The sequence below is a fragment of the Fibrella forsythiae genome, assembly GCF_017353175.1.
Lineage (GTDB): Bacteria > Bacteroidota > Bacteroidia > Cytophagales > Spirosomataceae > Fibrella > Fibrella forsythiae.
The window spans coordinates 1,108,769-1,123,818 of the sequence record NZ_JAFMYW010000002.1 but is presented as its reverse complement, the minus strand read 5'-3'; the positions used below and the strand labels follow the sequence as shown (position 1 = coordinate 1,123,818).

Below are 15,050 nucleotides of genomic sequence, written 5' to 3'. Positions count from 1 at the left end.
GTACCAAAGCCAGATCGCGGATTATCATCCCCGGTCGAGATGATAGCTTTTCAGCCAGGCCCTCAGTTGTGCCGAATCCGTCAGCATACTCAACTCGAATTTCAACGCTTTCACGGCCTGTTTCATCGACTTTATATCCGCATTGATCGCAAAATCGAGACCCTTCGCATTGCCGACAGTGGCCACCCGCCCCCCGGTCATATTGCTCAATTCCTCCTGACGCTGAGCCAGTTTGCCATCCAGTTCATCAGCCTGTTGCTTAAGGATCCTATTATAATAAAGCAACTGGTTGTCGGCCAGCTTTTCCAGGTGGGCCTGATCTATTCGTTCAAATTCGAGTTGCAGCCGGAACAGACCGAGTAAATCACTTTTCTCGTAGGCTTCGGTTACGCGCTGCATAATGGTCGTCTTCCGGATTTTTTCGTCCTCGTCCGGCTCCCTGTCCGGGTGAAACGCTTTCACCAGATCCATGTACAGCGCACGCACCGCCTTGGTCGTATTCTGCACCTCAGCCTGTTTTTTCGCTTCACGGGCTTGTTGCTTTTCCGATTTTGGTCTGCTGGCCTCACGCGCTGCCGCCTCCTGCTGCCGTTGCTGGTCGGCCTGGGTACGTTGCTGTAACTGCTCGTGTATGTAGGCACGAACGGCATCAGGATCGCTCACGTCAACAGAAGGGTCGAACTCGATACCGTACATTAGTTCAGCCATTCGCTTCAACGACAAGGCTCGCTGCTCGTCTGATTCGGCCACGGCAGCCTCATAACCGTCTTCATTGTAGCGATCATGAATCTCAACCAAATCGTCGTATCCCTTCTGGATCAGTTCGGTCGTGATATCCGTAATGAGGTTCCGTAGCTTTTTCTGCTCTGCCCTTGTGTAGTCGTGGCGCGTGTTCATGCGATCAAACAGCCGGACCAACTCCGCACGCAACTGATCGAACTGTGTGTACAAGGGAGCTAGTTCAGCCTGGATTTTCAGCCGTCCCCGGTCAATCGCAACGGTTAACTCGGTCAGCAGCGTTTCCTGCTCGGCAACTCGGGCTGTTAACTGGTTAAAGGTCTTCTGATTCTTTGAAAGCGGTGTCGCCTTGGCATCAGTGGCAATCCTGACGACCTGTTGATGGGGCTGCTTATTCATTGGTATAAAGGTACGGCCGTTACCCTTACCGATGCCGCTCTACGCCTACCTGCGCGCAATAGGCCAGCACCGGGCAGGTTGAGCAATGCGGCAACGTACCTGTGCAGATATGCTTACCAAAGGGCATCAACAACCGGTTGATATTGATCCATTGCTCCACCGGCACCTGCTTTTCCAACGCAGCCAGTGTTTTCTCGGGCGTCTTCGTGTGTACGTAGCCCCAACGGTTGGTGACACGGTGAACGTGAATATCCACGCTGATGGCCGACTGTCCGGTTGCCACGCCCAGTGCCAGATTCGCACATTTGGGGCCGACTCCTTTCAGGGAAGTCAGCACGTCATAATCCGCGGGTAACGTACCTGCAAACTCCGTTATGATGCGTTGCGCAATACCGATAATGGTGTACGCTTTCTGATCGGGATAGCTTGTTCCGTACAGAAGCGGAATCAGTTCGTCGGGCGATAGCGCGGCAACTTCAGCGGGAGTTCTTGCCACCTCGAACAGCCTCAGCGACACCGGAATGGTCGTTTCGTCGAGTGTTCGGATCGAGATGATGCACGAGATCAGTTGCTCGAACAGGCTATTGTATCCTCGCTCGAACAGATCAAACATGGCCGCTTTCGGGTAAGCAGCAATAGCGGGTTCAATGGCGGCCAATACCGTATCGAGAGGAAACATAAAATGAGTTGGCTGTTTACAGTGTACCCGCTCTGGCGGAGCGGGTACACTGTAAACAGCCAACTCACGCTTTGGTTATCACCAGTTCCACCCTTCGGTTTTCCGGATGGGGCTTGCCGGGCGTGCTGTTGATAGGGCGTGAATGACCGTACCCAACGGCTTCTACACGAGTCGCGTTTATACCCTTACTAGTCAGGTACTGCTTCACCGATTGTACCCGGTTTCGCGACAATTCCAGATTTTTGTCAAAATCGCCGATAATGTCCGTATGTCCTTCCAGCCTGATGGTCATCGTCGGGTTCTGGCGCATCACGGTCGCGAGCTGATCCAGTTCAGGGAACGACTCGGCCTGTAGTTCGTATTTCGACTGGGCGAAGTAGATATTGTTGAGTGTGATCTTCGCTCCGGCCACAATCGGCACCAGGTCGAAATTGGCCGTTTTCTCTGTCAGGTTGATGCTGATGGTATCGCGCTGCCCAAAATAGCCTTTGGCCGATACAGCCACATCCCAAACCGTCAGCGCATCGCCCGGAATCTGATAAGCGCCATCCTGCGGTGCAGACCGAATTGAGTCTGGGGCCGCATTGCCATACGATTCAGCGCCCGATAGTAAACGGTATGTTAACGTAGCTACAACCGGCTTACCCGTTTTGGCGTCACGAACAAGGCCTTTTATGGCCAGCGTGGGCGCTGGCACAGGGGGTGCTGTCTCTGGCGCTGGTTTGGGAAGCGGCTTGGCTGGCGGGGGCGTTGTGCGCGGAAACTGCCGCGGGGCCGGCGCTGGCGTCTGCGGAGCCGGGGTGCGTTGCTGCCGCTTCAGCGGGTTAGTAACATGTACGCCCCAGAAGTTGAAGCAAACGATGCCGCTCCGGTTCCTGTCTGAACATTCAAACAAATCAAACGTCTGTATACCAGGGTCTAACCGTTCAAAATAGGCCACAAAACTCACCTCTTCGCCCTGAACCACACTACGTTTTCGCTCGCCGACCGGGATGTTTTCTGCCCGTATAAATTTGAAGGAACGCGCCCCATCGTTGGCATATAGCCGGGCCGTAGGAACAAATTGAATTTCGCTCCCCTCCCGGGCCCTTCCCCGAAACCGCATCGAAATAATTGTATACTGAGCCGTCAGATCAACGCGGCTGATCACCACATCCCGATCATTCACATCATCGATGCGCGGTTGGGGAGTAGAATATTCAATTGCCTGAGCCTGTGCAACAAACGAGGCACAAACGCCGATAATGACAAAAAAACGCGTCAACATAGTGTTTTGGAAGCCTACGTGAATACCGTAGTCAAAACGTTAGAGTTGCCTTACTAGTTTAGGTTTAATGTCTGCGAACGGCCTGTTTTTACACGAACGGTCGGCACTGTTGGTCAACAGAAACGCGCAAAAAAAAAACGGGCCACAAACGCAGCCCGCTTTTTACACATACTGATCAATAGTTAATAACCGGGGTTCTGCACCAGGTTTTTGTTCGTATCAATTTCGCGCTGCGGAATAGGCAGCACGAGGTTATTGGCAGAATAAGGCGTTGTGCCAACGGTGCCGGCTATGCGCTTCACGTCGGCGATCTGTTGGCCTTCGAAGGCTAGCTCCAGACGGCGTTCCAGCAGAATCGTAGCCAGTGTTACCGACGTAAGCAACGGCGCGCCTGCCCGGGCACGTACCGCATTTACATCGGCCAACGGTGATGCACCAACGCTGCTGCTCAGGCGGCTGTTCGTTTCGGCCCTTACCAGATACATTTCGGCGAGGCGAATGACAGGTACGTCGCCAAAGCGATCGTTGAACTTGTTGGTAAACACGTTATTGTTGACCGTCGTGAAGAATTGTCCACGTGGGTCGGCCGCGTCGTATAGCTGCCGGAATTTGGTCTGCACCCGAATATCGCCCCGGCCCGAAACGCGGGTAGAGCCATAATAGGTGTTCAGGCCATTGCTGCCATCCTGATCAGTCACCACGATTTTAAAAATCGTTTCGGGCGAGGCATCTGTGAAGGCCGCCGCAAACGTAGTAGCCAGCGAGAACGTACCTGACGCAATTACCCGGTTGGCCGCATCGCGGGCCGACGAATAGTTTTGCTGTTGCAGGTAAACCCGGGCCAGCATGGCCTGTGCGGCACCTTTGGTAGCAAAACCGGTTCCATTGGCCTGCGTAGCTGGCAACAGTTGCTCCGCCTTGGTCAGATCATCGAGCACCTGCGTATACACTTCAGCCACGGTATTGCGCGTGCGGTAATCGGCATCTGTTACGCTGGCGGTGGGCGTCAGAACAAGCGGAACACCGGGATTTGAGGCCGGCGTACCATCGTTGAAGCTCTTACCAAACAGCTTGATCAATTCGAAGTACATGGCGCCGCGAATAAATCGGGCCTGTCCTTCAATCGAATTCCGGTTGGCTGTACCGACTTTACTAACATTCGCCAGCACGTTGTTGGCCCGGTTGATGGCGTTGTACCCATCGAGCCATGTATCCCGAACGTCGACATTGCTTGTGGTAATCGTTTTCCGCCAGAACTCGTCGAGCGTGGTGAACGTACCTCCAAACACAACGTCGCGGTTATCACCCAGTAACTCGCCGGTGTACTGGATACCGCCGCCGTACAGGTTTCCATCGCTGATCCCATCATAGGCGCCGGTTAGCGTAATGTTTACATCCTGCTCGGTAGCCAATGCCTGTCCAGAATCGATACTCTGCGTTGGCTGAACGTTCAGGCGATCACTGCAGGCGGTCAGCACCAGGGTGCTCAGGCCAATCAACAATCCGTTTTTTATGTATGTATTCATGATATGAAGTCCGTTTTCAGCTTGCTTAAAATCCAATGTTGATCCCGCCCGTGATTGTACGAGCCTGTGGCGCGGTATAGAAATCGTACCCCTGGGCAATGTTGCTCACGATATCATCGGCATTCACTTCCGGATCCCAGCCAGCGTAGTTGGTGAAGGTCAGCAGGTTCAGACCGGTAACAAACACACGTACGTTATTCAGTTTAGCTTTGCTGATCAACGTTTTAGGCAGGTTATACGCCAGCGTCACGTTCCGCAGCCGAACAAACGAACCGTCGAGAATGAACCGGGTTGAGGGCTGCGCGCCATTGTTGAAGAACAAACGCGCTTCAGGTACGTTGGTGTTTGGGTTCTCCTTGGTCCAGGCGGCCAGTTGGTCAACGGTCTGGTTGTCCTCGAAGCGACCATTGGCCGACGAGAAGCGGCCAATGCCGTAGAAATTGATTTTATTACCCAGCACCGCGTTGAAGAACACACTCAGGCTGAACCCTTTATAGCTGAACGTATTGGTTACGCCACCCGTAAATTTCGGTTGTGGGTTGCCCGCCACCACACGTTGTGCCAGGTTGTAGGTGCTTGTTGTCGTACGGTCAAGGGTGCCGTCGGCCAGGGTTGTATTCTTATACCAGAGTGCATTTCCGTTCGCAGGGTCAACACCGGCATATTCAGGTGTGAAAAATACACCCAGCGGCTGCCCTTCAACAGCCCGGCTCATCGAGCTCAGCCCACCCTCGATCACCTGCCCCTGCAGGTTTTTGATCTTGTTCTGGTTAAATGCACCGTTCAGGCTTGTGGTCCAGCGGAAAGCGCCCGTCGTGTTTTCGGTGTTCAGGACAAACTCGAAACCCTGGTTTTCCAGGCTACCCACGTTGCGGAACTGGGTGGCAAAACCAGAAGTGCCAGGTACGTTCACGTTTAGCAGCAGACCAGTCGTTTGCTTATTGTAGTAATCAATTTCGCCGTTGATCCGGTTGTTGAGGAAGCCAAAGTCAATGCCAATATCAGCTTGATCGGTTGTCTCCCATTTCAGGTTAGGGTTGGCCAGTTGCGATGGACGTTGACCGGGTAAACCCGCATAGCCAGCATCGCCCGTGAACAGCCCCAACTGCGGGAAGTTCTGAATCTCGGCATTACCCGTCCGGCCATAGCTCCCTCTGATTTTCAGGAAGCTAACGGCACTCGTATTTTTCAGGAAGTTCTCTTCCGTTAATACCCACCCCGCCGATACAGCCGGGAAGAAACCGTAGCGGCTATCCAGCCCAAAACGCGACGAACCATCAATTCGGGCGCTTACACCCAGCAGGTACCGGTCGGCAAATTTGTAGTTGGCCCGGGCGAAGTATGATAGGAACCGGTAGTCAGTGGCCGACGAACTGGCGTTTGTTTTGCGGGCTGCACTGGCAATCTGCTTGTACGCATCCGACGGAAAGTCCTGCCCTTCAGCAAGGTTAGCCCTGGTTTGCGACTGCTGGTACGACATACCGACAATCCCATCGATCGTGTTCCGGCCAAGCACCGTATTGTAGCTGAAGAAGTTGTTGGTCGTGTAGTTTTCAACCCGTACGTAGCGGTTCGATGCTTCGCCCAGTGGCGACCCTGAGTTACGCTGCGTTTTGCTGCTGTAATACAACTCCTCCTGCTGGTTCAGCACGTCCAGACCAAATTCCGAGCGGAACGTAAGCCCCTTGATGATGCCCAGCTGACCATATACATTGCTGATGTTGCGGTAAACTGTTGTGTTAAAGAGCGAGTTGCCGATGTTCACAATCGGGTTGTAATAGTACGGAATGCTGATGTCGCCGGGAGGTGTCCCCGCTGGTAAACCCGTAACCGGGTCGAGCGATGGGGTCATAGGCGGCAGGGCCACCATCTGCATCGGGTTGTCGAACTGACGGTCGCCAGACAGACGCTCGTTGAACGTACGCGACAAGCCTGTATTGAAACCCACCCGGAACCGATCAGAGATTTTGTGATCGAGGTTGATGCGGCCCGAATACCGTTTCAGCGCGTTGCCAATCAGAATACCTTTCTGATCCAGCAGCTGACCCGATAGGTAGAACGTCGTTTTGTCGTTACCGCCATTGATGTTCATGTCGTACTGCTGATACGGCGCATCCTGGTATGACAGATCGCCCCAGTTTGTACTTGCCTGCTTGTCGGTTCCGAACGTACCCAGCCCCTGCGTCACGAAGAAATCTTTCATGTAGGTCGTGTACGAATCAGGATCGGCGGCGTCATACCCATCAATACGGTCGGAGTTGGCGGCCGCTTTCAGGTAGAAGTCAACGTATTGCTGTGTGTTCAAAAACTGTACTTTCCGCGTTGGTTTGCTACTTCCGGCCTGAATACCAAACGTAACATTAGTACGACCCGCTTTCCCTTTTTTGGTGGTAATCAGCACTACTCCGTTTGCCGCCCTCGACCCGTAAATAGCACCGGCCGAGGCATCTTTCAGAATCTCGATACTTTCGATATCCTGTGGATTAATATCAGACAGTGGGTTGGTGGCAGCCGAGTTGAACGACAGGTTGTCGGTTGTAACGGGCGTTCCGTCAACAACATACAATGGCTGGTTAGACGCAGACACGGATGATTTCCCCCGAATATTCACCTGAATCCCCTGCCCAAGTTTACCGCTTCCCGCGTTGACCTGCACTCCGGCAGCTTTACCCTGAATAGCCTGATCGAAGCTGGTTACGGGCTGATCCTGAATATCGGCCGGGCGAATTTTGGCAATATTACCCGTCAGGTCGCGCTTGATCTGCTGGCCATAACCGGTTACTACCACTTCAGACAGCAGGCGTGATTCATTGGCTAGCGACACATTTATGACAGACTGATTGCCAACAGCTATCTCCTGAGTTGTGGAGCCGATAAAGCTGTAAACCAACGTGGCTTTACTACCTGGAACTGGCAGCGAATAATTACCCTGTGCGTCTGAGGAGGTCCCACGCGTGGTTCCCTTCACCATTACAGACACACCTGGAATGGCTGACCCATCTTCAGCAGAGATAATTCTACCGGTTACTGTCTTGTCTTGCCCTACGCATAGAGTCCAGAGTGACGATGACAATATCAAGCATACAAGTAATACATGTTTCATACTTTGCTTTTAGTAAGTTAAAATACACTAACCTCTTGGCCGCGAAATTAAAACTCAATTAACGAGCAAAAAACTTTCTGATTCCATTTTTACCAATTTATCGATTGGTTACCCGCTAAAAAGACAAAATATTATTCCGTTTTTATACTTTTCTTAGATATAATAGTTTTCATTCGATACACGCACGAAACAATATTGCTCTAGTAGCTTATAACTAGTTTTCTGTTACAGATAGCAATCAAGAAAAGCCCGGCCTACTCAGACCGGGCTTTTTACACTACAGACCACTGGTTACTTTTTCTAAAAATTCGGATTCTTCGTGGCTACACCTCCTGTTGTGGCGTTCAACACTGACTCATCGGCAGGTACGTCCCAATAATCCAGGAAATTATAATTGATGGTCACGTTTTTATTGATAACCGTTCCGGCCGACGTGATCATGACATTCCCGTAGCTACCACCGCCGTTGGCAATATCATAGATCCAGCCCCACCGTCTGTTATCATAAAAAGCCAGCCCCCGGCTAAACAGCGCTACCCGTCTTTCTTTAGTGAGTTCGGTCAGAGCACCCGCCAGCGTCAGTTTAGTACCAACTGTAACCGGTACACCAGCCCCCTGGTAGGCACGAACGGCATCAACAAAGCCCAGGCCAGTTTCAATGTTGCCCAAACGCATATTAGCTTCGGCCAGCATCAGCGCATTCTCTTCGTAGCTGCCGGCCATGTACACTTCATGAGCACCCACATCCTTAGAACCATAGACATACACACCAGCAACTCCATTACCGTTCGGCACCATACTGTAGCGTGTGGTAAACGAATAGTTGTTTTTGTACATCGTCTTGGTATTGAAGTTATTCGCCACCCGCTGATCGCCCGCGTTGAAAGACTGCATGAACCGCTCGCTGATTTTAAACGTCGAGCTGGTATTCACGTTTGAGGTTAATGCGGCAACAGTACCACCCGTTGGTGAGAACGGCGAGTTCGACGCCGTGCTGCGCTCAGTAAAGACGGCATCGCCTTTCTTGATCCCGTTGGTAGCCAGGGTCAACACGCTGTTCCAGTCGGCAGCCGTCATAGCCGTTGTTGATGACTTAGCGATCGTAGCGGCCGGGTTACCCTTAACAAACGGTGCCAGCTTGTTTACCAGAATGTTCCGGGCCAGCATGGTATTAATATTCCGTTTCCACATGTCGATAGTTGGCACAGTGCCATTACCAACCTGAATAAACGCGGGAATAAGCTTACCCATAACCGTCTGATAGTCAGACACGCTGGTTATCTTACCCAATGTGGTAGCCGCCAGATTGTAGTAATCGTTCGACTTATTGATGATGGCATCGTGTAGTACGTACCCACCGCTAGTCACGCCCGTCTGGTCAGCGATCAGCCCAGCATAATACATTGACCCGATTGATCCGTAGGCGTAGCCTTTCCACCAGTACGCCCAGGCCCTCATGGTATTGGCGCGGCTGGCCGCATCGCCGTCAAACTTGACTGTTGCCGTAATGTCCAGTATCTGGTTACAGACGTTGTTCAGGGCATACATATTCAGCCATTGGTAATAAAGCGGGTTGTTTCCTGCTCCGGTGGCAGCCCGGCTGTTATAGGCGCGGATAATGCTGATCTGCGGCGCCGGATTCGTCAGCTTTGTGCCATCGTCCAGAATCATATAATCGGGTACGCCAATCGTTGTGATCTGGTTGTTCGAGGCATCGGCCCCAACGTTATCGGCCATGAGTTCACTGTAGCCCCAGGGTAACGAGAAGTAGCTGTTACCTAACCAGCCGTCACCGTTCAGAAAACCGTTTACGTATACCCCACCCTGGGCAAACCCGATGAGCCCGGCCTCGTTGCTTACGTTGGCGGCCAGCGTTGGTGCGTTTGGGTTACCAACGTCCAGTTGATCCTTGCAGGAAGATACGGACCCCATCAGAACAACCGTTGCAAGCACTGAGGCAATAAGCTTATTTGTATGAATGAGTTTCATAGTCTGGGAAGTTAATAGTTAGAACCCAATATTAAGACCGACCTGATACGACTTGATGTTGGGTAGTGTACTGTGGTCTACCCCTCTGTCGAACGATGAGTTTGACGAGCCAGAACTGATTTCAGGATCATAGCCCGTGTATTTCGTGAAGGTCAAAATATTGCGTCCGGTAAAGACCAGCTGGCACTTATTGAGGTAAGGAAGCTTAACAAACCTGGCCACATCGAAAGCCAGCGACACGTTCCGTAGCCGTACAAACGACGCATCTTCTACGAAGAAGTCTTTCGTGGCGTTGTTACCAGCGCCGCGTGTGCTACCCCACAGGTTGTAATAAGCGCCCGACCAGTAGGCAGGAAAGGCTCCCGTTTTGCCGTCGATCGTGACCTGCTTCGAGAAATCACCGCTGATACCATCCCGATACATCCATTCTTTTGTCTGGTTGTATAGATGGCTGCCATATACCCAGTCGAACTGGAAGTTCAGGGTCAGGTAATTTTTGAACGTTACCCCGTTGATAAACGACGCGTTGAAGATCGGGTTTGGGTTCATCAGTGGGTACGTCTCATTCGTAAACTGAGGCTGGTACGTCAGCTTGCTCACAACCCGACCATCTACAATAGTATAGTTGGCTTTATCTGCTTCACTGATGTAGGGCACACCCGACTGGTTTACATAGTCGAGACTAGTCAACGCTTTGTATCCATATACCTGACCAATTGGCTGACCGGGTGTTAACACCAGGGCGGTACTGCCGGCACTCGACGTCAGGATAATGTCGGCCCCACCAGAGATGGCATCGATTTTAGAGATCTGGTGCCCAAAGTTCGTCGTGAAATCCCAGCGCAGATTTGGGGTTTTATAGATGGGAATATTCAACGAGAACTGAACCCCGTTCGACGACATATCAATCGCGTTTGTCAGCTGCCCTGTCGACCCAATCGAGGGCGGTACGCTTACCGTATAAATTACGTTGGCGCTCGACCGCTTCCAGTAAGTAAATGCCCCCGAGATCGAGTTAAGCCAGATACGGTTCGAGTTACCACCAATGGTGAAGTCGGTACCGATTTCCAGTTCTTTCGACACTTCTACCTGCAGGTTCGGGTTGTTTGTCGTTGTTGGAATGGTATACACCAGACCGGAACCCAGATTTCGCTGGCTCAACACAGGGTAGCGATCAAACGCCCCCGGCTGAATGCCCGCTTCACCATAGGCTGCCCGTAACTTAAAGTAGGTCAGCGTATTGGCCAGACCACTGTTTTTCACGAACGATAGCGGTGCAATGTGCGCGTCGAAATGGGGGAAAGTAAAGGGCGTTGAACCAGCGCCAAAGGCCGACGAATAGTCGGTTCTGAAACCAGCCGTGATTCCGCCATAGTCGCCATATTCAATTTTCTGGTTAACCAGATAACCGTACGTGATGAATGGGGTCACGTTATCATACGCAACTGACTGGGTCGAGGTGGCACCAACGTTATAGGGCGGCGCGGTACCTAAGCCAAGGCCGTAGGTATCATACTCTGTCGATTTGTTTTTCCGATAGTCGAACGAGATCTGGGTGCTGGTCTGGATGGGCAGCTTACTGTTGAAATCATTCTCGAAATCAGTACGGATAAAGGCAGTACCCAGGAAGTTCTGAAACGTGTTGGTATACTGGTAGTTGTCAATTTCGCCCAGGTTATCCGGCGCGTAGGCACTTGCATACGAATTGTAATAATTTGAACTAGCGTTTTCAGACTGATTGTAATACGTCTTTCTCGACGTTTCAGTACGGTAGTTGATTCCATACTTCGCGTTCAGATCCAGAAATTTGTTGATCTTGTAATCAGCCTCAAAATTCTGCACCACATCAATTTTGTTGTTTACAGCGTCAGTGTAGGCAGCCTGGTAGTAAGGGTTACCCGCATTGATGCTCAGGAAGTCAGCAGTGGGGTACACTGGGTACGTGCCGTTGGCCAGTTTGCGGGTCAGGTCAAAGAAGGGTGATGTATTCAGAAAACCATATACAGAGCCCACATCACCGTTTCCTGTTCCGAAGGCCGCCCCCAAGCCTGGTTTCAGCGTATTCTTGGTATAGATCAATTGGGTATTCGATCGCAGCGTGAAGCCTTTGAACAGTTCAGTACCCAGGTTGGCCGAGAAATTACTCCGGTCAATGAAACCATTAACGCTTGTAAGAATAGGCGATGTGGTGTGGTTGTTGGCCACGGCAATATTGAAATCGCTCTTATCCGATGCGCCCGAAATGCTGATGTTATTGTTGGTAGTAGTACCCGTCTGAAACACCTGCTTGAAGTGATCATAATACTTCAGATTACCGCTGTATGGCGTATTGGCGTCGTTCCGAATATCCTGAATGGCGTAGCGCGTGGCACCACCATACTTGTATGAAATGCCCGTGATGGCACCAACATCGGTGTAATCAAGAATATTCCCCTTCGCATCAACAATGTTATTGTTAGCATCGGTCAGGTAGGGGTGCAACTCGGCTTTGTGAACGTTTCCTGTATTCAGGAATTCATTGGCCGAGTAGCTGGTCGAGAAATTGATAGCCGTACGGCCTTTCTTTCCTTTTTTAGTAAATACCTGAATTACACCATTGGCACCTTGGGCACCATAAATTGAGGCAGACGCAGCTCCCTGCACCACTTCAACCCGGTCTACGTTGCTCAGATCGAGCGAGTTGATATCGGTTGAAGCGATCTGCACGCCATCTACCATGATCAATGGTTTGGTGCCGCCCTGTACACTGTTGATCCCACGAAGCAGAATATTGACCGGATCACCAGGGTTACCACTGACCGACGAAATCTGGGCGCCTGGAATCTTACCGATCAGCGCCTGGTCGATTGACGCGGTTGGTGTTTGTGGCAAATCTTTCGAAGACACACTCTCAACGGCAATCCCCAGTTTGGCTTTGCTTGTCGCTACCCCGCTACCTGTTACCACTACTTCGGTCAGCTGGCGCGTATCACTACCCAACGCCACGTTCACCATTGTCTGATTCCCAACAACTACCTCTTTGGTTTCGGTGCCAACAAAACTGTAGATAAGCGTAGCTCCTTTACTTGGCACTGAGATTGAATAAGTACCGTTAGCATCTGTTGCTGTTCCCCGCGTTGTTCCTTTTATCACAACCGATACACCGGGTATGGCTGCATTGTCATCTGCCGAAGTAACCTTTCCAGTCAAGGTTCTGTCCTGAGCCAGACTGATAGTCCAGGTAGAGCATACCAGCAATAAGCTCATAAGTAAGAATTGCCTCATGTAAATTGATCGTTAGATTAAGTTAAAATACTCACACGTACACTAAACAAATCTAGCCACAGATGATTAACTTATCAATATGGCATATTTCTCTTTACGCCAATTATAATTTTTTCTAACTAATATTTTACAGAATATTATTGCTGTATTTTATGATTTATACTAATAATAGTTTAAATACTATAATTGATACCATTCTCAATTAGTACTCATAATTCTTTAATACTAACTTAATTGTATTTTAATACTTCAGCGAGCCTGCCTCGTTTTGGTTTCTGGGTGTCGAGTATAGCTGACCTTGGTATAATTCAATTTGGCCATATCGTAAAACATAAAAGCCTGACCAATCGAATCGGTCAGGCTTTTACACACTGGGTACACACCAGCGTTGGCTAATAGGCTGCCAACAGCTTATTTCGGATTTTTTGTTGCCGCGCTACCCGCTGCTGCCGGGTTGTACGCCAGTTCATTATCAGGTACGTCCCAATAATCCAGGAAGTTATAGTTGATCGTAGCGTTGGTACTTACCTTACCGGCTTTATCAACCACCACGGCTCCTTTGCGTCCATCGGTAATGACACCCCAACGGCGAGCATCGTAGAAGGCCAGCCCCCGGAACGCCAAAGCAACGCGACGCTCTTTACGTAATTCCTCCAGCGCCTGAGCCTGAGTGAGGCCCGATAACGGAGCCAGACCTGCCCCCTGCGATGTACGAACGACATCGATGGCCGTTAAACCACCAGCAATGTCACTGGTATAGATTTTGGCTTCGGCCTTCATTAGCTCGTTTTCTTCAAACGTGCTCGCCAGATACAACTCATAGGCACCTTCAACCCGGTTATTCAGCACAACAACGCCAGCCATACCCTTACCACCGTCGTCGATCAACCAGCGGGTATTGAATGAGTTGCCCCGGTCCTGGTTGAACAGGATAGCTGCCGGTTGTTTGGTGAAGTTGTTGTCTAGCCGCTTATCGCCCGCCGGGAAATCCTGAATCAGGCGCTCACTGATTTTAAACGTACCGCCAGTTGGGCCGGTCGACTTAGCCGCAATATTGCCGTCCAGTCTGCTCATAAAATCAGAATTTGAATTTGACCGGCCTGTAAATACCTTATCCGCTGCTCTCACCCCGTCGTTAGTGAGCGTCAGCACCTGGCCCCACTGCGCGGCGGTCATCGATTTGGCGGGTGTGTTAACTACAATGTTGCGGGCTTTCATGGTGTTTATATTCCGCTTCCACTCGTCTGGTGTGGGCACAACGCCTTTACCTACCTGGTTGAACGAAGGAATCAACCCCCTCATCACCGCCGTATAATCAGTACCACCCGCACCCAACGCCGTAAGTGCAGTACTGGCGAGGTCAAAGTTTTTAGCGGCTTCTTCGATGATCTTTTCTTTAGTAACGTAGTTACCGGTGGTTACCCCGGGCTTATCGTTGATCAGCCCTGCATAGTAGATGGAGCCTATGCGTGAGTAGGCATAGCCTTTCCACCAGTAAGCCCATGCTTTCAGGGTATTCAGCTTGGCCGTCTGAGCCGCCGCATCGCCCGCAAATTTGGTGCTAGCCGCAATTTCCAGGACGGAGTTCATCCCGTTGTTCAGGTTATACATGTAGGCCCACTCGTTGAACAACGGATTGGCACCACCCTGAGCGTTTACGTTTACCGTGCGGATCAGGGCAATTTGCGTATTTACCGAGCTTGGGTTAGTCACTTTCGTGCCATCATCGAGCGTCACCAGATCGGGCATACCGATCTGATTACCAAACTGGTTGGCAGCTTCTTCGCCTACTTCATCACCCATCAGGGCGTGGAAGCCAACAGCGCCCGTCCAGAAACCGCCCGGTACACCATCATAGTATTTTATACCGGCACTTGAGTTACCCATACCATTGATATAGACCGTTCCCTGGGCAAGCGAGATTACGCCTACTTCCGTTGCCGCGCTGGAGGGCGTAGGCTGGTTTGGGTTTTTTACGTCCAACTCATCCGTGCTACAGGCCATCAGTAAGCCGGTGACGGTCAGGGTCAGCAGGGTATTTTTGATGTATGTCTTCATGAATTTGATTCAGTGATGATTGAGTGA

The 15,050-nt window shown here is 51.1% G+C and carries 8 protein-coding genes; all 8 read right to left on the bottom strand.

Annotation, left to right across the window (positions count from 1 at the left end; genetic code table 11):
* Nucleotides 1–24: 24 nt before the first annotated feature.
* Entirely contained in the window at nucleotides 25–1,137 is a 1,113-nt protein-coding gene (locus tag J2I46_RS10670) for a hypothetical protein (RefSeq protein ID WP_207328981.1), read from the bottom strand.
* Nucleotides 1,138–1,162: 25 nt separating this feature from the next.
* Nucleotides 1,163–1,816 carry an endonuclease III domain-containing protein gene (locus J2I46_RS10665; protein WP_207328980.1) on the bottom strand — a complete coding sequence of 218 codons (654 nt, stop codon included), beginning with the start codon at nucleotides 1,814–1,816 and terminating at the stop codon, nucleotides 1,163–1,165.
* Between the two features lie 64 nt (nucleotides 1,817–1,880).
* A complete protein-coding gene (locus J2I46_RS10660) occupies nucleotides 1,881–3,083 on the bottom strand; it encodes an OmpA family protein (protein ID WP_207328979.1) in 1,203 nt (400 codons plus the stop codon).
* 182 nt (nucleotides 3,084–3,265) lie between these two features.
* Nucleotides 3,266–4,609, bottom strand: a complete 1,344-nt coding sequence (locus J2I46_RS10655; RefSeq protein WP_207328978.1) for a RagB/SusD family nutrient uptake outer membrane protein — start codon at nucleotides 4,607–4,609, stop codon at nucleotides 3,266–3,268.
* 25 nt (nucleotides 4,610–4,634) lie between these two features.
* Nucleotides 4,635–7,712, bottom strand: a complete 3,078-nt coding sequence (locus tag J2I46_RS10650; protein ID WP_207328977.1) for a SusC/RagA family TonB-linked outer membrane protein — start codon at nucleotides 7,710–7,712, stop codon at nucleotides 4,635–4,637.
* A 300-nt stretch (nucleotides 7,713–8,012) separates the two neighbouring features.
* On the bottom strand, nucleotides 8,013–9,701 hold the full coding sequence (locus tag J2I46_RS10645; RefSeq protein ID WP_207328976.1) for a RagB/SusD family nutrient uptake outer membrane protein: 1,689 nt from the start codon (nucleotides 9,699–9,701) through the stop codon (nucleotides 8,013–8,015).
* Nucleotides 9,702–9,719: 18 nt separating this feature from the next.
* A complete protein-coding gene (locus J2I46_RS10640) occupies nucleotides 9,720–12,965 on the bottom strand; it encodes a SusC/RagA family TonB-linked outer membrane protein (RefSeq protein ID WP_207328975.1) in 3,246 nt (1,081 codons plus the stop codon).
* A gap of 411 nt (nucleotides 12,966–13,376) precedes the next feature.
* Nucleotides 13,377–15,023, bottom strand: coding sequence for a RagB/SusD family nutrient uptake outer membrane protein (locus J2I46_RS10635; RefSeq protein WP_207328974.1), 1,647 nt, complete (start codon nucleotides 15,021–15,023; stop codon nucleotides 13,377–13,379).
* Nucleotides 15,024–15,050 lie beyond the last annotated feature (27 nt).